Below are 17,455 nucleotides of genomic sequence, written 5' to 3'. Positions count from 1 at the left end.
CCCATCAGGTGAAGCATCGTCAGGTGCTGGCTCTCCCTTCCGGCTTGGTCAGTCCGTTCCGAAAGGCGTACCGGACCGCCTGCGCACGATCCTTGAGCCCCGCCTTCGCGAAGAGGTTGTTGATATGGGTCTTCACCGTCGCGGTGGAGACGTGCAACGACCGGGCGATCTCGTGGTTCGACATTCCTTCGGCGATCAGGGCGAGCACTTCGGTCTCCCGCGCCGTGAGGCCGTCGGGCGGCACGGCACTCGTGATCGCATCGGGCTCCGACAGCCGTTCGAGAAGACGCCGTTGGATCTGTGGTGCCAGCCCGGCATCACCCGAGAGCACGTCTTCGACGGCCCGGACGATCTCGTCCCCGCCCGCGTCCTTGGTCAGATAGCCGCGCGCACCCGCCTTGAGCGCCGGGAACAGCGAATCGTCGTCGGCATACGTGGTGAGCACGACGACCTGCGTCCCCGGATACTCGGCACGGATGCGCCGCGTGGCCTCCGCGCCGTCGCAGCGGGGCATGCGCAGGTCCATCAGGACCACGTCCGGAGCCAGTTCGGCGACGAGGCGGACGGCCTCATCTCCGTCGGCGCCGGAGCCCACGACCTCGATGCCGGGCAGTAGTCCCAGCAACATCACGATCCCCTCGCGCACCACGGTCTGATCGTCGACCACCACCACCCGCGCGGGTGGCTTGTTTCCCCCTGCGGCAGGCCCGGCCGAGCTCTCGCCCGCGATCCCGGCGGTGCCGTCGTCCCGCGTCATCCCGGCACCCTCAGCGTCACCACGAAGCCCTCCTCACCCGGCCCTGCCTCCAGGGACCCTCCCAGCAGCTCGGCCCGCTCACGCATCCCGAGCAGACCGTACCCGGCGCCGGAGGCGGCCAGCTCCCCCGGCGGCTGTCCCCCCGAGTCCCTGACGTCCAGCTTCACTTCACCCTCCCCGTACTGGAGGCACACCTGGATCTTCGCCCCCAGCGCATGCTTGCGGACGTTCGTCAGGGCTTCCTGCGCCACCCTGCGCACCGCCTGGGACGCCTCGGCCGGCAGCGCCCGGGCGTCCCCCGTGACGGTGACCGAGGCACGGTCCGCGGTGACCAGCTCGCGCAGGAAGTCCTCGACCGGGGTCATCTCACCGCGCAACGCAGACAGCGCCTGTCTCGTCTCGGCGAGCCCTTCTCTGGCCATGGACCGCGCCGCCACCACCCGGTCCAGGACCTGATCCTTGGCCGCGTCCCCCTCGATCAGCAGCCGGGCCGCCTCCAGGTGCACGAGCTGCGCGGAGAGGCTGTGCGCGAGCACGTCGTGGATCTCGCGGGCGATGCGGGCCCGCTCGGCGAGCGCGGCCGACTCCGCCTCCGCGACTCGTGCCGCCCGCTCCTGGGCGAGCAGCCGATGAGCACTGCCGCGCGCCTCGGCATCCAGGCGCAGGGTGTACCCGGCAAGCGCCAGGCCTATGACGGTGAGCGCTGTGATGAGCCAGTTGTCGCCGTCGTACGTGACGTATCCGGTCATTGCCACGAGCACGCAGGGCACCGCCGCGACGAGTGGCAGCCGCTCCAGGGCAGTGACGGCCGTGGCGCACCACAGCACGAGCGCGAGCACGCGCCAGTCGGCGCTCCCCGCCGCGACCGCCGCTCCCATGAGCAGCGCCATCAGCGCCAGCGACGGCCACAGACGATGGCCGAACGAGACACGGAAGAGTGCCCACGCCGCCCAGGTGACGACGACGACCATGGCCACCCCACCCACCAGGCGCCAGCCACGGTCCTCGTGGAACGTGCTCCACAACAGAGCGCTGAGGATCACCACGCGCAGCACCCTGACGAACCAGAGCCGGGCCATGCTCAGCCCTGCCCAAGCCAGCGCCTCCTGTGAAGGCCATCGCGTCCAGCGGTCCCCACTCACACGGGTTCCTTCCGCATCGGCTGCCGGGCCGCGGCCGCACCGAACGTGGTGTGTCCGGATCCGGTCCGCAGCAGGAGCAGACCGCTGCGGACCAGCAGTGTGGCCGCGAGGGCCAGCATCAGACCGGCACTGCCCTGGCGCACATGCAGCAGCGAGCCGATACCGAACAGGCCCGCCCGCAGCCCCGTCCCGGCAACCCAGACCGCGGCGGTGGCCTTGGTGCCCTTGTTCCAGGCGGTGCCGTCCGGGTCGGTCCACACATGCGAGGTCCGTGCCCAGCCGGCCCCTACGGCCAGCCCGACGACCAGCTCGGCGGCGAGCAGAGCCACGGAAGCGGTGCGGTGGTGGGGGTCGATCAGGCCTGGTTCGCGCACGGCCAGGAAGACCAGTACGGCCGGTATCAGCCACCAGCGCCGGTCGGTGCCGATCTGCTGGGCCTTGAACTGGCGGACGACCACCAGCGCCACGACAGCGCAGATCACCATCGTGTTGGTGAGCCCGGACATGTCAGCCTCCGTACGACGAGCGGTACGAGCGGAACGAGACCGATCCGAGACGGATCGACGCGTTCGACGTTACGGAAATCGGCTGGTCAAGGGATCGGCGCAGGGGTTGAACACGGGTGGAGCCGTGTACTCCACCCGCGGGTGGAGTACACGGCTCCCGCGCTGATCAGCGCCCTGTGGCGCGCTGCAGCCCTCCGGCGCTTGCGGCTACGCGTCGATGCGTGAGCGGTCGAGTGTGGCCGCGGAGCTGGTGATGAATTCCTTGCGGGGGGCGACGTCGTTGCCCATCAGCAGGTCGAAGACCTGTTCGGCGGAGTCCAGGTCGGAGATGTTGATCCGGCGCAGGGTGCGGTAGCGCGGGTCCATCGTGGTCTCGGCCAGCTGGTCGGCGTCCATCTCGCCCAGGCCCTTGTAGCGCTGGATGGAGTCCTTGTAGCGGATGTTCTTGCGCTGCAGTTCCAGGAGCGTCTCGCGCAGCTCACGGTCGGAGTAGGTGTAGAGGTATTTGTCCTGGCCCTTCTTGGGCTGGCTCAGCTCGATGCGGTGCAGCGGCGGGACCGCCGCGAACACCCGCCCGGCCTCGACCATCGGCCGCATGTAGCGCTGGAACAGCGTCAGCAGCAGAATCCGGATGTGCGCGCCGTCGACATCGGCGTCCACCAGCAGAATGATCTTCCCGTAGCGGGCCGCGTCGAGGTCGAAGGTACGGCCCGACCCGGCCCCTATGACCTGGATGATCGCCCCGCACTCGGCGTTCTTGAGCATGTCCGTCACGGACGCCTTCTGCACGTTCAAGATCTTGCCGCGGATGGGCAGCAGCGCCTGGAACTCGGAGGTGCGGGCCAGCTTGGCAGTGCCCAGCGCGGAGTCCCCCTCCACGATGAACAGCTCACTGCGCTCCACGTCATCGCTGCGGCAGTCCGCCAGCTTCGCCGGCAGCGAGGAGGACTCCAGCGCGGTCTTGCGGCGCTGGGCGTCCTTGTGCTGACGGGCCGCGATCCGGGTGCGGGCGGCGGCGACGGCCTTGTCCATGACCGCCCGGGCCTGCGCCTTGGCATCCCGCTTGGTCGAGGTCAAGAACGCCTTGAGTTCCTTGGCGATGACCGTGGCGACGATCCGGTTGGCCGCCGAGGTGCCCAGCACCTCCTTGGTCTGCCCCTCGAACTGCGGCTCCGCCAGCCGCACGGTGACCACCGCCGTCAGCCCCTCCAGGGCGTCGTCCTTGACGATGTCGTCCTCGGCCACCCGCAGCACCTTCTGGGCCCGCAGCGCCTCGTTCATCGTCTTGGCCAGCGAGCGCTCGAAGCCGGTGATGTGGGTGCCGCCCTTGGGGGTGGCGATGATGTTCACGAACGACCTGATCGTCGTGTCGTATCCGGTGCCCCAGCGCATCGCCACGTCCACGCCGAGCTCACGGGTGACCTCGGTGGGCGTCATCTGGCCGTGCTCGTCCAGGACCGGCACGGTCTCCTTGAAGGTGCCCTGCCCGGAGAACCGCAGCACATCACAGACCGCCTTGTCCTGCGCCAGGTACTCGCAGAACTCACTGATCCCGCCGTCGAAACGGAAGGACTCCTCGCCCTTGGAGCCCCCCTCACCCAGGCCGACCTCGTCCCGCACCACGATCGTCAGACCCGGCACCAAAAACGCCGTCTGACGAGCCCGCTGATGCAGATTCTCCAGCGACAGCTTCGCGTCCTTGAGGAAAATCTGCCGATCCGCCCAGTACCGCACCCGCGTACCGCTGCGGGCCTTGGGGATCTTCTTGACCTTGCTCAGCCTGGCCGAGGGGTCGAAGGACGCCTCGGGGCCGGGCTTGGCGAAGGCGCCGGGGACGCCGCGCCGGAAGCTGATCGCGTGGGTGTGCCCCGCGCGGTCCACCTCGACGTCGAGGCGCGCGGAGAGCGCGTTTACCACGGACGCCCCCACACCGTGCAGACCGCCGGAGGCCGCGTACGAGCCACCACCGAACTTCCCGCCCGCGTGCAGCTTGGTCATGACGACCTCGACGCCGGAGAGGCCGGTCTTGGGCTCGACGTCGACGGGGATGCCACGGCCGTTGTCCCGGACCTCCACCGAACCGTCGTCGTGGAGGATGACCTCGATGTGGTCGCAGTAGCCGCCCAGAGCCTCGTCGACGGAGTTGTCGATGATCTCCCACAGGCAGTGCATCAGGCCACGGCTGTCCGTCGACCCGATGTACATGCCCGGGCGCTTACGGACGGCCTCCAGGCCCTCCAGGACGAGGAGGTGCCGCGCGGTGTAGTTGGAACCGTCCCGATCTGCTCCTGTCAGCAATGCTGTCGACGGCACGGACGTCTCGGCGGTCACGCGGTTCGCTCCTCGCTGAATTTCAAGGGGGGTCCTTTGGGGTAAGGACGCGGCTTCGGTTACCGCTCAGAGGGTACCGAGGCCTGGTAGAGCCGTTGTAACGCCACCCTCGTCTCAACTCAGACTAGTCCACACTCGCATGCATGTTCGATCCCTCGATGGAGTGAAGCGCACGTCACGTTCCCTTCCAGGCATGAACCATTTAGGCTCCGGGCACGTCCTCATGAACAACCGGCAAGCCAGCCGGTGAGGATCCGACCTGACAGACAGCGCGAAACCGTAAGACACGTAAGAGACGCAATACGGCACATTCGCCGCCAACCGGCAACGGACAACCTCCTCAAAAAGAAACTTCGAGGAAAAGCCACGAGCGGGAACGTTTTCGGCCTGGTTGGATGTTGACCCTGGTACGACAGCTCGTCGAGCTAGAGAAGAGGCGACGTGACTACTGTTCTGACCCCCGCGAGCCCCCTGACGGCCGCTGATCGCTGCGACCGCTGCGGCGCCCAGGCATACCTGCGCGTCGTCCTGTTGAGCGGCGGTGAACTGCTCTTCTGCGCCCACCACGGCCGCAAGTTCGAGCCGGAACTCAAGAAGATCGCCGCTGAGATACAGGACGAGACGGAGCGCCTGACCGCCGTTCCCGAAAGCTCCACCGAAGAGGAACGCTGACACCTCGCATCCACGACGAGCCAGCTCCGGCACACCAGGCCGGTGAACGGGCGGTCGCCCCGGCCGACAGCCGGGGCGACCGCCCGCTCGCGTCACAGGGCCCTCCACGGCCCTTCTCGGGCCTCCTGAGAGGCAGCCCACACGCCTGACCCTGGACGGTTGGTCACCTCAGTGGAGGCCGCGCACGACTCCGGAGACAGCGGAGATCCGCGTGTAGACCCCAGGGCTCCCGGCGCGCCCACAGCCGCTCCCCCAGGACACGAGTCCGATGAGCCGCCCCCGGGCGACCAGCGGGCCGCCACTGTCCCCCTGACAGGCGTCACGGCCGCCCTGCATCTCACCGGCGCAGAGCATGGTCCGGGCGACGTACTTCCCGTCCGCACTGCCCGGGTACGCCTTCTCGCACACCGCGTCCGCCAGCACGCCCACCCGTGCCGAGTGCAGGGTGCGGGCGTAGCTGCCCGACCCCGTGGTGTCTCCCCAGCCGTACACGGCGGCGTCCGTGCCCGTCGCGTACGCCGGGTCACCTGCTGGCGCCATGGGGATCGTGTAGCCCTGCGGCAGGGGTTCCGCCAGCGTCAGCGCCGCCACGTCGCCGGAGTTCGTGTAGCTGTCGTACTCCGGATTCACCCAGACGTCGCGGACCGGAAGCTCCATGCCCTCCGCCGAACGGAGGTCGGCACGGCCCGCGATGACCTTCAGGTCTGACATATTGCCCACGGATACGCCCAGCACCGCCTTGCTCATGCAGTGGGCCGCCGTCAGGACCGTCGAGCGCCCGACGGCCACGCCGCCGCAGAACTGCCCGGCGCGCGCACTTCCGAACCGGGCACGGCTGGAGATCGCCACCGCCCAGGGGCTGTCGGACACGTTCACCGGGTGGCCTCCGACGACCACACTGTCGGCCGCCGCTGGTACGGGAGCGACCATCGGCAGGACGGCGCCGACCGCCAGGGCCAGTGCTCCTGTCCACGCTCGGGCGAAGAGACGACGCATGCGAGATCCTCACTCTGGGTTGCCATCGGGTACCCAGAGTGATCCAATCTTGCCTGCCGCGCACCCCACGCACGCGAAAGGCCCGAAGCCGCGTCGTCGCGGACTTCGGGCCTTTCGCAGAGTGCCTGGTGACTGCCGGTGCCTAGTCGAGGTAGTCGCGCAGAACCTGCGAACGCGACGGGTGGCGCAGCTTCGACATCGTCTTCGACTCGATCTGACGGATGCGCTCACGCGTCACTCCGTAGACCTTGCCGATCTCGTCGAGGGTCTTGGGCTGGCCGTCCGTGAGGCCGAAGCGCATGGAGACCACGCCCGCCTCACGCTCGGACAGGGTGTCCAGGACGGAGTGCAGCTGCTCCTGGAGGAGCGTGAAGCTCACCGCGTCAGCCGGCACGACCGCTTCGGAGTCCTCGATGAGGTCACCGAACTCGCTGTCGCCGTCCTCACCCAGAGGGGTGTGGAGGGAGATCGGCTCACGGCCGTACTTCTGGACCTCGATGACCTTCTCCGGGGTCATGTCGAGTTCCTTGGCCAGCTCCTCCGGAGTGGGCTCACGGCCCAGGTCCTGGAGCATCTGGCGCTGGACACGGGCCAGCTTGTTGATGACCTCGACCATGTGCACCGGGATGCGGATGGTGCGGGCCTGGTCGGCCATGGCGCGCGTGATCGCCTGACGGATCCACCAGGTGGCGTACGTGGAGAACTTGTAGCCCTTGGTGTAGTCGAACTTCTCGACCGCGCGGATCAGACCGAGGTTGCCCTCCTGGATGAGGTCCAGGAAGAGCATGCCGCGGCCGGTGTAGCGCTTGGCCAGGGAGACCACCAGGCGGAGGTTGGCCTCCAGGAGGTGGTTCTTGGCGCGGCGGCCGTCCTCGGCGATGATCTCCAGCTCGCGCTTGAGCTTCGGCGCGAGCTTGTCGGCGTTGGCCAGCTTGTCCTCGGCGAACAGACCGGCCTCGATGCGCTTGGCGAGCTCGACCTCCTGCTCGGCGTTGAGCAGCGGGACCTTGCCGATCTGCTTCAGGTAGTCCTTGACGGGGTCGGCGGTGGCGCCGGCCGCGGCGACCTGCTGGGCCGGAGCGTCGTCCTCGTCCTCGTCGGACAGCACGAAGCCCTGAGCACCCTCCTCGGCCGGCTCGCCCTCGCCGGGCTTGCCAGCGGCGGGTGCCTCCTCGGTGGCCTCTTCGTCCAGGAGCTCGTCGGCATCCTTCTTGGAGGCGGTCTTCTTGGCCGCCGTCTTCTTGACGGCGGTCTTCTTCGCGACGGCCTTCTTGGCCGTCGCCTTCTTGGCTGCGACCTTCTTCGCGGGCGTGTCCTCGGCGGAGCCGTCCGCGGTCGGCGCCTCAGTGGCGGCGGTGGCGGTGGGCTTCGCCGTGGCGGCCTTGGCCGCGACCGTCCTGGTCGCGGTGCGCTTGGCCGGGCTCTTCGCTGCGACGCTCTTGCGGGGGCGCTTCGGCTCCGCGGCACTGACCATCAGCGTCACACCCTCTTCCTCGAGGATCTGGTTGAGGCTGCGCAGAACGTTCTTCCACTGAGTGGCCGGAATCTGGTCAGCTTCGAAGGCACGACGCACGTCATCGCCGGCGATCTGCCCATCAGCCTTTCCCCGCTCGATGAGCGCCATGACAGAGACGGATTCGGCGATCTCCGGCGGGAGCGTACGGGATGTGCTGGCCGACACGAACAACCTCTCGGAACGTTGGAAAACGGCTTCCGGCCCCGTCCATTGTGGACCGGAGCCGACGACCGGCGGCAGGGGATTGGGCCGACGGCGCGGGCGGGGCCTGGGAGCTGGACAGCGCCGCGAACGACGTCTGTATTCCCTCCTCGGCTATCACCTCTTAGGTCATCGCGCTGTTCCTTGGAGCGTTACGCCCAATCTACGTGGCCCGAGTCACACCCCGTAAGCGCTCAAAAACATCTATTCACTGTCATAAGCGACCTAAACGCATGCACGAATGATCCCCCGATGCCCTGCAAAGAAACCCCCCACAGTCGTGTCGCCGGACCCCGCCGGGCTCTCGAGGAGCCCGCGGGGATCCGGCGACACAGGAAGCGGTGGCGGAGCCGTCGACGGCGTACGGATCGACGTACGCGATGGCTCAGCGCCGCCGCGAGGCGCGCGCACGACCGCGGCGTCGGCGAGGCCGCGCGGTCAGTGCTCGCGCGGGGCGGGCACGACGCGCTCCACCTCGGGGTGGACGGTGAGCAGCTGCCTCATGGCGGCCTCGGCGCCCGCCCCGTCGCCCGCGGCGAGCGCGTCGACCACCCGGGAGTGGTGCACCAGGGAGGCCTCGGTGGGGCGGTCGCAGCCCGTGGTCGGCCCGCCCGAGACCTGCAGGGCGGCCGAGACGATGCCGGAGAGGTGCTCCAGCATGCGGTTGCCCGCGACCTGGATGAGCAGCGAGTGGAACTCCGCGTCGGCGCGGGAGAAGGTGATCACGTCTCCCTGGGCCAGCGCGTGCCCCATGATCTCCACCATGTCGGCGAGACGCTGCTGCACCTCCTCGCGACCGTGCCCGGCGGCGAGGCGGGCGGCGAGGGGCTCGATCATCCACCGCAGCTCGCCGAGCTCGCGCCGCTGGTGGTCGCGCTGCGGCCCGAAGGCCCGCCATTCGATGATGTCGGGGTCGAGCAGGTTCCAGTCGCTGACGGGGCGCACGCGCGTGCCGACGTTGGGCCGGGCGCTGACGAGGCCCTTGGCCTCGAGCACGCGCAGGGACTCGCGGACGACGGTGCGCGAGACCTCGAAGCGCTGGCCGATCTCTTCGGGGACGAGCGGACGGTCGGCGCCGAGGTCACCGGAGACGATCATCTGGCCAAGCTGCTGGACGAGTTGGCCGTGCAGCCCGCGGCCGCGATTTCCGGCGGCGCGCCGGCCCACCCGCCCCAGGTCCTGGTCGCCGCCGTCCCACACGGGCGGGGCGACACGCTCGGGGCCCGAGGACTCGGCGAACGGGTATCGGTCGAGGTCGCCCGGGCCGGCGAGACCGGAGTCGGCGGAGCGGGCGGTGGTCATCATGGTGTGCGCAAGGGTACTCACGGATCAGTTGTCGGCGCCGCCTCCAACTCCCTTGAGGTCTTTGGTGAAAAGCACACGAAAGGGTGATCGCTTACCCCGCCGCAATTGACGCCTTATCGGAAAGAAATGGACGTCATCCGGGGAGTTGCGCGCAGCCCGCCGCCGGGAGACGGCGTGCGGTCGTCATCGGACCCTGGCGCGCATCGCCGTGAGCAGATATGCGCAGAGCAGAGCGGCCACGGACAACATCAGTGCAGTGCCCACAGGTTGAGCGATCATGCGTACGCCCGCCGCCAGATACCGCTCGGCGCCGAACGGCCACTGCACCAGAGCAAGGTCCCGAAGCCGCCCCGGAAGCCCCGCGGCCGATCGCACGGACGGTCCCTCAACGGCCTTCTGTACGAGCGGTACGACGATGATCGGCACCGCGAGCACGGCAGCGAGTCCCGCGGTCGTGGACCGGAAGACACCCGCGGCCAGCACTCCGGCCCAGGCGCATCCCGTCACCAGAGCTACCCAACTGGCGCTCAGAGAAAGCCAGTCCGAGGGAACTTTCGTGAGCTCCTCTCCGTATACAAGGTGGAGCAGCACGGCGTCGGAAGCCACCGCGAGGGTGCCCAGGAGCAGCGCCGTGGCGGCCGCGACGAGCAGTTTGGCGCCGAGCATTCCGAGGCGGCGCGGCACGGTGCCCCTGTCCGCGGCGAGTGCGGGGTGGCGGAACTCGTCGCCGAAGGCGAGGGCACCCAGCAGCCCCGCGCCAAGGGCCGCGGGCGGCAGGGGAAGTTCGCCGGGCCAGGCGGCGAGGAGGCGCTGCTGCGACGTGTGCCCGGCACGCGCCAGAAAGACGCAGATCAAGGCGGAGGCGGCGAGAACGAAGGCAAGGGTGAGATATCCAGTGCCGACGCCCGTCAGGCGGCGCACCTCGTAGCGCAAGGGGCGCAGGGGGCTGCGGCTGGGGCGGACGGTGATGGGCGGAGGCAGGGAGGACACCGCGTCGCGGGGGGCGGGTGTGCTCGGGGGGAGAGCGGCGGGGCGCGGGGCACCGCTCTTGAGCGGAATCGTGTCGTCGACTTTGAGGGGGATGAGGGGGGCTGCGCCGGGTGCGGGGGGCGTCAGATCTTCCGCTTGGGGTTGGGGTTGGGCTTCGGGTTGAGGTTGGGGTTGGGGTTCGCCTTCGGCGTGGGCGTGCGGTTGAGCCTCGGCGGTGGGTTCCGCAGTGAGCTCGGCGGGGGCGGCGGGGCGGGAGAGTTCTCCGGGGGCAGCGGGGTCCACGGCGGCGGTCGTGGCCAGCCGTTGGGTGACCTCGGCCGGGTCGTCGGGCGTGGTTGTGGCGGGGGCGGGGGGCGGGGTGGGGGTGGGAGGAGAGACGAAGGTGGGAGTAGAGCTAGAGGCAGGAGCCTCGCGCGGGTGGGATTCCGTCCGCGTCTGAGGGCTGGCGGTGGGCCCCGGTAGCGCCACGGGTGACGACTGTTTCAGCGGTCCCGTATCTCCGACCTCGTCGGCGAGTTGGTGGACGAGGATGCCGTGCCGGTACGCGGTCTCCCCCACGTCGGCGCAGTTGCTTCCGTATACGGACAGCCTGTTGCCGCCTTCCCTGACCACCTCGATAGGGCGCTGCCTCGCGCGGGCCTCCTTGGTGAGGAGCGCGGCGAGGCGGGCGGCGTACGGGCTTTGAACGGCGACGCGGGGGCGGAGCCGGGTCCGCGCGAAGTCCGTGGCCTCCTGGTCGGCGACGAGCCTTCCCGCCTCCAGCGTGACGACGCGGTCGGCGGCGCGGGCGGCCTCCTTGGGGTCGTCCGTGGTGAACAGGACCGTGCCGCCCTGACTGGCGTGGGCGCGCAGGATTCCGTGCAGCCACGCGCCTTCCCGGGCCGAGAGGCCGTCGCCCGGCCCGTCCAGGATGAGGGTGTGCGGATCGGCGAGCAGCGCGCAGGCCAGCCCCAGGCGGCGGTCCATGCCGCGCGAGAGGGTGCCGAGGCGCTGGTCCCGGAGGCTGACGAGGCCGACTACTTCCAGGACGTCGTCGGCGCGCTGGACGGGGACTCCCGCGGCCGCGCACAGCATGCGCAGATGACCGCGGACCGAGCGTGCCGGGTGCCCCGGGACCTCGCCCAGGAGAGCACCCACCTCACGCCCCGGGTGCGCGATGCGGTGCAGGGGGCGGCCTCTGAAGTAGGTGATTCCACGGCCCTGTTGGAGTTCGAGCATCAGCCGCAACGCCGTGGTCGTCTCGGCGGTGTCGGCGCCGAGCAGCGCCGTAACACGGCCGGTGCGCGCCTCGAAGGACACGTCGTCCACGGCGGGCGGGAACTCCTGGCGGGGATTGCTGGTCAGTCCGATGGCCTGGATCATCGCTTCTCTCGCAGGATGTGCGACCGCGCGGCGGCCGGGGCCCGTCCACCGGTCGGGGACGGACGGACCCCGTGGGTACTGCAGCAAGATAACGCGACATTTACGGCTTTTCGGTCAGGGTGCGGGCGCGGCGGCCCGCACCTCTGCTGATACCCCGCGGGTAGCTCGCCCTCGGCGGAACCGCGGGGACCACGGGGACCCCAAGGACCACAGGGTGGCAGCGCGCGCGACCGTCAGACCTCGGGGCGCAGCATCGGCGGGTTGAGAAGCGTGGCGCCGCCCGCGCGGAAGAGCTGGGCAGGACGGCCGCCCTGCCGGGTGGTCGTTCCGCCGGTCGGTACGAGGAAGCCCGGGGTGCCCGTGACCTTGCGGTGAAAGTTGCGCGGATCGAGGACGACGCCCCAGACGGCCTCGTACACCCGTCGCAGCTCACCGACGGTGAACTCGGGCGGGCAGAAGGCGGTCGCGAGCGAGGAGTACTCGATCTTGGAACGGGCGCGCTCCACTCCGTCCGCGAGGATCTGAGCGTGATCGAAGGCGAGCGGCGCCGCCTGCTCGTCCTCGCGGCCGTAGCCCCCCTGCTTGAGCAGGGCTTCGACCGGTGCCCAGCGCGCGCTGTGCGCGTCACCGCCGGGTCGGGGTGCGGGGAGATCCGGGGCCAGCGCGAGGTGGGCGACGCTGACGACGCGCATGCGCGGATCGCGCTTCGGGTCGCCGTAGGTCGCGAGCTGCTCGAGGTGCGCTCCGTTGGCCTGGGCCGGAGCGTCGGGATTGTGGGCACACAGGCCCGTCTCCTCGATCAGCTCGCGCGCGGCCGCCGCCGACAGGTCCTCATCTGCCCGTACGAAGCCTCCGGGGAGCGCCCAACGCCCCTGGAACGGCTGCTCGCCACGCCGCACGGCCAGCGCGCAGAGCGCGTGACGGCGCACGGTCAGCACGACCAGGTCGACGGTGACTGCGAAGGGCGGGAAGGCCGACGGGTCGTAGGGCGACATGCCGCGATCATAGTCGTCTGCCTGACGATAAACACCTCCTTCGCCCATTGCTTCCCAGTTCGAGGAGGAGCGATTCCGGGAGCGCCCCGGGTGGCCTCAGGCCCTACGCAAGCAGCTCCGGTGATCATGAGCAGCGGAGCCGTTCAGGGGCCCGTTAGAGATGGTGGCGGGTACTTCGGTGAGCCGCGGGTGTGGTGTCGGGCCGGACAGGCGGTGCCGACGGACCCATGTGCGAAGTCACGCGAAGACATCTGCACGGAGGATTATTTGAGGACTGTCATCGAGTCAGCGAGGTCAGTGCGCCCCCCCTCCGGGGTAGCCGGATCACACTCCCAACTGCAACCCGTCGGCTGCCTCCTCGACCATGGCGAGGCCGAGTCGGCTCAGGCGTACGGAGAACGGCGCGCCCGCGACGTTCAGTGCGCTCAGCCCCAGTTCCCCCAGCGGGGCGCTGCGGAGCGGGCTCAGGGTGACCGTGCCGCTCGGCGCGTCGGGTCGGATTCCGGCGAGCGCCACGAGCACGTGCACCCCGGCGGCCGCGGCGGTGGCCGCCGGGCGGCAGGCGGCCGGGTGCGGCAGCGGGGTTCCGCCCTCGGTGCGCTGCTCCCCCGCGTACATCTCGGGCAGGCGGTGGCCGAAGAACTCCGCTGCCGACAGCATGCCGCGCAGTAGCGAACTCGCCTCCTTCTCGTAGCCTGCCGCGGCCAGTCCCGCGATGGCTACCGCCGTCTCCTGCACCCGGACCGCCCCGCCCCGGTGCCCGAAGGGGTTGTACAAGAGCTCCTTCGCGCCGAGGCTGCGGAGCCCCCAGCCGGAGTCCATGGCGGGGCCTCCGAGCAGCCGCGCGAGCTGTTCGGTCCGCACCTTGTCGAGCAGCCCGGGGGCGAGCACGCCGGAACCGAGCAGGCCGGTGTCCAGGAGATGGGCCGCTCCCCCGCTGAGGTGTGGAACGGGGCGCCCGTCGGCCTGGCGGGCGGCAGCCGGTCTGCCGCCCGCCCTGTCGTCCACCCAGAACTCCTCCCGGAACACGGTCCGCAGCCGTGCCGCCCACTGCCGGAGACCAGCGGCATCCGCCCGGCCGTGCGCCTCAAGCAGATCGGCGCCGAGCAGCGCGGCTCTGTGCGCGTGTGCCTGGATGTCGCTGCGTGCGAGGCTGCCGCCGGGGTGGGTGGCGTGGGGTGCGAAGCCGTCTTTAGGTACCGGTCTGGTCTGGTTCGTAGGTGCGGACCGATGCGCGCCGGGGTGCGCGTCGGACAGGTACACGCCGTCGCCGACCGCGGTTCGCAGCCACCGCAGGCACCGCTCCGCCGCGGGCAGCAGCTCCTCGACTTCCTGTGCGGGAAGCCCCCAGCGCCACGCTTCGGCTAGGAGCACCGGGAAGAGCAGGGTCGCCTCGGTGCCCGTACAGCCGGGTGGCAAGTGGGGGCCCGCGTCCCGCAACGGCCCCGGGATCATGCCCGACCGGTCTCCAGGGCCCGTGAGTTGGCTGCGGGCAAGGGTGCGCAGCGTCCCCGCGGCGAGCCGCGTGCCCAACGGCAGTGCCATCCGGGCGGCGGCCAGCGCCTCGGCAGGTGCCAGGCCGCAGCGCCACGGCGCCCCCGCGGCCGGATACACGTCGGCCGGATGCTCGCTGTCGCGCAGCAGCAGTGCCTGCAGGTCCTCGACTGACCGGTCGAGGAGCGGCTGGACCCTGGGGTCGTCGCCGACCGCTCGGGCACCGGCGAGGGACCGCGTCCTTCCGTGGTGGCTCGCCGCGCGGACCGGCCCGGCGCCGTCGGCGCGCACGCGCAGCTCCACGCTCCGGGAGCCGCCCGCCGGCAGGTCCATCTCCCAGCGCAGCAGTCCCGCGGAGGCCATGGCGTCGTGGGGTGGAGGGGTGGCCGTGACCACGCAGTGGCCTGTGGCGGAGGCCCACCGCATGCCGGAGTCGTACACGCTGGCGGGCAGTTCGGGGCCCGCCCTGCCCGAGGCCACCGCGCCCACCTCGGCGAGATCCGTGCCGAGCGAGATCTCGACGGGCAGCCGGAGAGGGCGCCCGGACGTGCTGTGCAGGGTGATCCGCTCCGTGCCGTCCGCGTAGCGGATCCGTTCGACGACGACCTCCGGGTCGGGGCCGCTGTCCGTCGGGAGGCGCAGCGTCGCGACGAACCGGGCGCTGTCCGCCGACAGCATGCGGGCCTGTACGGCGACGGGCTCCCTGCCCGCCACGCGCACCTGGCAGCGGGACAGGGTGCGGCGCCCCGCGCGGTAGAAGCCTTCCAGCCCATGGCCGGTCAACTGCCCCTGGTCCGTCGAGATCGCGAGGGCGGGCAGGGCGACGCAGGTCAGCATGGCGTGCGCGGGCGGGAGTTCGGCGGGGCGGCGCGGAACCGGGGCCGGTGCCCGGGCCGGTCCGCCGGGCAGGGGCGAGCGGGCCCGCACGGCCCGCTGGGGCCCCTCTCTGTCGAAGCCGGAAGACGGAGCGGGAAGAGACATGAGGCAGCTTCTTCTGCGTTGTCTGCGCTACGGAAAGTCGCAGGAGATGCGACGGCGCGACCCTGCTGCGGGTACCGCCACTCAGGTGAACGGGCCGACCCCGCTCCGAGTCACGCCCGCGCCACCGGAAGCCGCCCATGTGGCCCCAGCCCTGGCCCCGGCCTCGGCCCCGGTCTCGGCCCCGGTCTCGGCCCCGGTCTCTCGGGCGTGCCAGGGCCGACCGCAGCCGTGACGCCCGACCTCTCCGCCCCGCCCACCACGAGAGCCACGCGCTCATCGGTCGTCCCGTGCGCTGCGCCGGATGGTGCGGCGGCGGTTCCGCGGTCCGGTGCCCGGACCCTCCGAGGTTCGCGTGCTTCCGAAGGTTCGGGGGCCACCGGAAGCCTGGGGGCGGCGGCCGTCTTCGCTGAACGCGCGCGGGGGTCGACGGCGGCGTCGACGGGGAGCGACGGCTGACGACACCTCGGGAGAGCCGGAAGAGTCGCCGGTGCCTTCCGCTTCAACTGACCCTTCCGCTGCTCCTGGCTCTGCTGCCACACCCGTCTCTTCTGCCTTGCCTACGCCCCTTGCTTCAGCCGACTCTCCTTGTTCTTCGCCTCGCATCTCCTCCTCACGGGCGTCGCGTTCCCTTCGCAGGCAGCGGCGGATCGACTCCGGGTCCACGTCTTCGTTGCAGGCCTGGTTGAGGAGCAGGGCGAAGGCATATCCGGAGTCGGCGGAGAGCGCCATTTCCAGGGCTTCCTGCCCCTCCGCGACGTTGCCGAGCGACCAGGCGACCCAGCCCGCGAGGGACAACGGGGCCGCCGCGTGCTCCCCGTACGCGCCGACGCAGCGTCGGGCCAGAGCCCTCCAGAGGCGCAGCGCGGGTGGCGCCTCGGCGCCCTCCATCCACTCCGCGGCACGGTCACGGGTCGTCCGGACCTGGAGGCCCAGGATCAGTGCGGCCGCTTCGTCGTGTGCGATCAGCTCGTCGTCCCTGCGGTCCGCATCGAGTGCGTCGACGACCGGGGGCGCGGCGGCCAAGCGCGCCATGATCCGACGGGCCAGGTCGAGCGTCTCGGCTGCGACGCCCTCGTCCTCACCGTGTCGGTTCTCGACGGGCAGGTCGCCCGCGCCACGGCTCTCGTCACCCCAGTCCATGTCGTTCAGCATCCTGGGGATGAGGGTGAGGCCTGCTGCGTCGAGCGCGCGCTCCTGGTCCGCCGCCGCGGCGGTCTGCCAAGGGGCCAGTCGCCCCCTGATCTCGCTTTGCGTGGTGCCGGCTCGAACCCCCATATACGTCGCCGCGGCGGCCAGGACTGAGGTGCCCGGCCTCAGCAGGGGCATGCCCTCCGGCGGGCAGCAGCGCGTATCCGGGCAGCAGTAGGTCCAGAAGCGGCCCTCCGAGATACACACGACCTCGAACACCGGGACGTCGAGACGACCGCACGCCGTGCGCAGCGCCTGGGCCAGCGGGCGCAGGCGTTCCATCACCTGTCGTGCGGACTCCGACCCGGCAGGCTCCTGGCACAGGAAGGCCACGATGCCGTCAGGGCGCTCGCCCCTCCTCTCGCAACCGCCCACCAGGCATTGGGCCAGTTGTTCCGCGACGCACGGCCAGTCCTCCGCGCGTCCGGGAACTCCGAGGCGCACACGACCGCCGAACCGCCCGCGCGCGCCGTGCAGGGCGATCAGCACGATGCTCTCCTCGGGCTGGAACCCGAGCAAGTACGGCAAGGCGTCGGCCAGTTCGGCCGGGGTGCGCAGGGTGACCGTCGGCTCGTCGAACGAATCCCTCGGACAGGCCGAGCCGTTGGGGCCGATCGGGTCGGCTGCTTCGCTGTGGTTCTTCGTCATGCGCCGACTTTCCCGCGGATCACAGGATTCCGCTTAGCCCTGTGGATAACCCAGATCAGGAGCACGCCAAGAGTTATCCACAGCCAGAGGTGGCGGCTGGCCCTTCCGCCCCTCCCGGGCGCACAGTTGGTCTCGAGCGGACTTCACCGCCTCCGCCACCTCGTCTCACATCCGTCTCGCCTGCCGTGCATCCCCCCACTCGCCGCATCCACCTCACGCGCCGCACCCGCCGTGTTCGCCACGCCCACGGCGTTCACCACGCCCGTTCACCCACCATCGACGTTTACCCACCCACCACCCGCACCGATTCCCAACCCTGCGCCACCAGCCCCGGAGAGGCAGGCCATATCGACGCACCACCAGACCCCACA

Annotated in this window: 12 protein-coding genes; 1 reads left to right on the top strand and 11 read right to left on the bottom strand. The window is 70.5% G+C overall.

Annotated elements, in window-relative coordinates:
- Positions 1-19: 19 nt before the first annotated feature.
- From ACZ69I_RS18625 to ACZ69I_RS18610, 4 genes are all read right to left on the bottom strand, one after another.
- Positions 20-757: a response regulator gene (locus ACZ69I_RS18625; protein WP_470833292.1), complete on the bottom strand. Its 738-nt coding sequence runs from the start codon at positions 755-757 to the stop codon at positions 20-22.
- The gene (locus tag ACZ69I_RS18620) at positions 754-1,899 is read right to left on the bottom strand and encodes a sensor histidine kinase (RefSeq protein WP_470833290.1); all 1,146 of its coding nucleotides are present in this window, start codon (positions 1,897-1,899) and stop codon (positions 754-756) included. The genes ACZ69I_RS18625 and ACZ69I_RS18620 overlap by 4 nt, the downstream gene beginning before the upstream one ends.
- Complete coding sequence (locus ACZ69I_RS18615; RefSeq protein WP_470833288.1) at positions 1,896-2,405, bottom strand: DUF1453 domain-containing protein; 510 nt, start codon at positions 2,403-2,405, stop codon at positions 1,896-1,898. The genes ACZ69I_RS18620 and ACZ69I_RS18615 overlap by 4 nt, the downstream gene beginning before the upstream one ends.
- Before the next feature lie 207 nt (positions 2,406-2,612).
- The gene (locus ACZ69I_RS18610; RefSeq protein ID WP_467676791.1) at positions 2,613-4,736 is read right to left on the bottom strand and encodes a DNA gyrase/topoisomerase IV subunit B; all 2,124 of its coding nucleotides are present in this window, start codon (positions 4,734-4,736) and stop codon (positions 2,613-2,615) included.
- A 441-nt stretch (positions 4,737-5,177) separates the two neighbouring features.
- Here ACZ69I_RS18610 and ACZ69I_RS18605 point away from each other — a divergent pair, with 441 nt between their 5' ends.
- Positions 5,178-5,408: a DUF7455 domain-containing protein gene (locus tag ACZ69I_RS18605; protein WP_399536528.1), complete on the top strand. Its 231-nt coding sequence runs from the start codon at positions 5,178-5,180 to the stop codon at positions 5,406-5,408.
- Between the two features lie 168 nt (positions 5,409-5,576).
- Here ACZ69I_RS18605 and ACZ69I_RS18600 read toward each other — a convergent pair whose 3' ends face one another.
- From ACZ69I_RS18600 to ACZ69I_RS18570, 7 genes are all read right to left on the bottom strand, one after another.
- Positions 5,577-6,404, bottom strand: a complete 828-nt coding sequence (locus tag ACZ69I_RS18600; protein ID WP_470833285.1) for a S1 family peptidase — start codon at positions 6,402-6,404, stop codon at positions 5,577-5,579.
- A 142-nt stretch (positions 6,405-6,546) separates the two neighbouring features.
- Positions 6,547-8,091, bottom strand: a complete 1,545-nt coding sequence (locus ACZ69I_RS18595) for an RNA polymerase sigma factor (RefSeq protein ID WP_467676795.1) — start codon at positions 8,089-8,091, stop codon at positions 6,547-6,549.
- A 468-nt stretch (positions 8,092-8,559) separates the two neighbouring features.
- Positions 8,560-9,447, bottom strand: a complete 888-nt coding sequence (locus tag ACZ69I_RS18590) for a FadR/GntR family transcriptional regulator (RefSeq protein ID WP_467676797.1) — start codon at positions 9,445-9,447, stop codon at positions 8,560-8,562.
- Positions 9,448-9,609: 162 nt separating this feature from the next.
- Positions 9,610-11,778 (bottom strand): ATP-binding cassette domain-containing protein, encoded by a 2,169-nt coding sequence (locus ACZ69I_RS18585; RefSeq protein ID WP_470833283.1) that lies wholly within the window; start codon positions 11,776-11,778, stop codon positions 9,610-9,612.
- A gap of 233 nt (positions 11,779-12,011) precedes the next feature.
- A complete protein-coding gene (locus tag ACZ69I_RS18580) occupies positions 12,012-12,773 on the bottom strand; it encodes an NUDIX hydrolase (RefSeq protein ID WP_467676801.1) in 762 nt (253 codons plus the stop codon).
- Between the two features lie 324 nt (positions 12,774-13,097).
- Entirely contained in the window at positions 13,098-15,104 is a 2,007-nt protein-coding gene (locus ACZ69I_RS18575) for a glycogen debranching N-terminal domain-containing protein (RefSeq protein WP_470833484.1), read from the bottom strand.
- A gap of 417 nt (positions 15,105-15,521) precedes the next feature.
- Positions 15,522-17,084 (bottom strand): DUF4192 domain-containing protein, encoded by a 1,563-nt coding sequence (locus tag ACZ69I_RS18570; RefSeq protein WP_470833282.1) that lies wholly within the window; start codon positions 17,082-17,084, stop codon positions 15,522-15,524.
- Positions 17,085-17,455: the final 371 nt, after the last annotated feature.

This window comes from Streptomyces sp. NPDC036815 (genome assembly GCF_055609205.1).
Note: the sequence above shows the minus strand (reverse complement) of the source record. Positions and strands in the feature narration are given on the sequence as shown.

Bases quoted from the DNA above. Each gene is read 5' to 3' on its own strand.
- ACZ69I_RS18575 (WP_470833484.1), bottom strand. From the start codon at position 15,104: ATGCTGACCTGCGTCGCCCTGCCCGCCCTCGCGATCTCGACGGACCAG.
- ACZ69I_RS18580 (WP_467676801.1), bottom strand. From the start codon at position 12,773: ATGTCGCCCTACGACCCGTCGGCCTTCCCGCCCTTCGCAGTCACCGTC.
- ACZ69I_RS18570 (WP_470833282.1), bottom strand. From the start codon at position 17,084: ATGACGAAGAACCACAGCGAAGCAGCCGACCCGATCGGCCCCAACGGC.
- ACZ69I_RS18600 (WP_470833285.1), bottom strand. From the start codon at position 6,404: ATGCGTCGTCTCTTCGCCCGAGCGTGGACAGGAGCACTGGCCCTGGCG.
- ACZ69I_RS18585 (WP_470833283.1), bottom strand. From the start codon at position 11,778: ATGATCCAGGCCATCGGACTGACCAGCAATCCCCGCCAGGAGTTCCCG.
- ACZ69I_RS18625 (WP_470833292.1), bottom strand. From the start codon at position 757: ATGACGCGGGACGACGGCACCGCCGGGATCGCGGGCGAGAGCTCGGCC.
- ACZ69I_RS18615 (WP_470833288.1), bottom strand. From the start codon at position 2,405: ATGTCCGGGCTCACCAACACGATGGTGATCTGCGCTGTCGTGGCGCTG.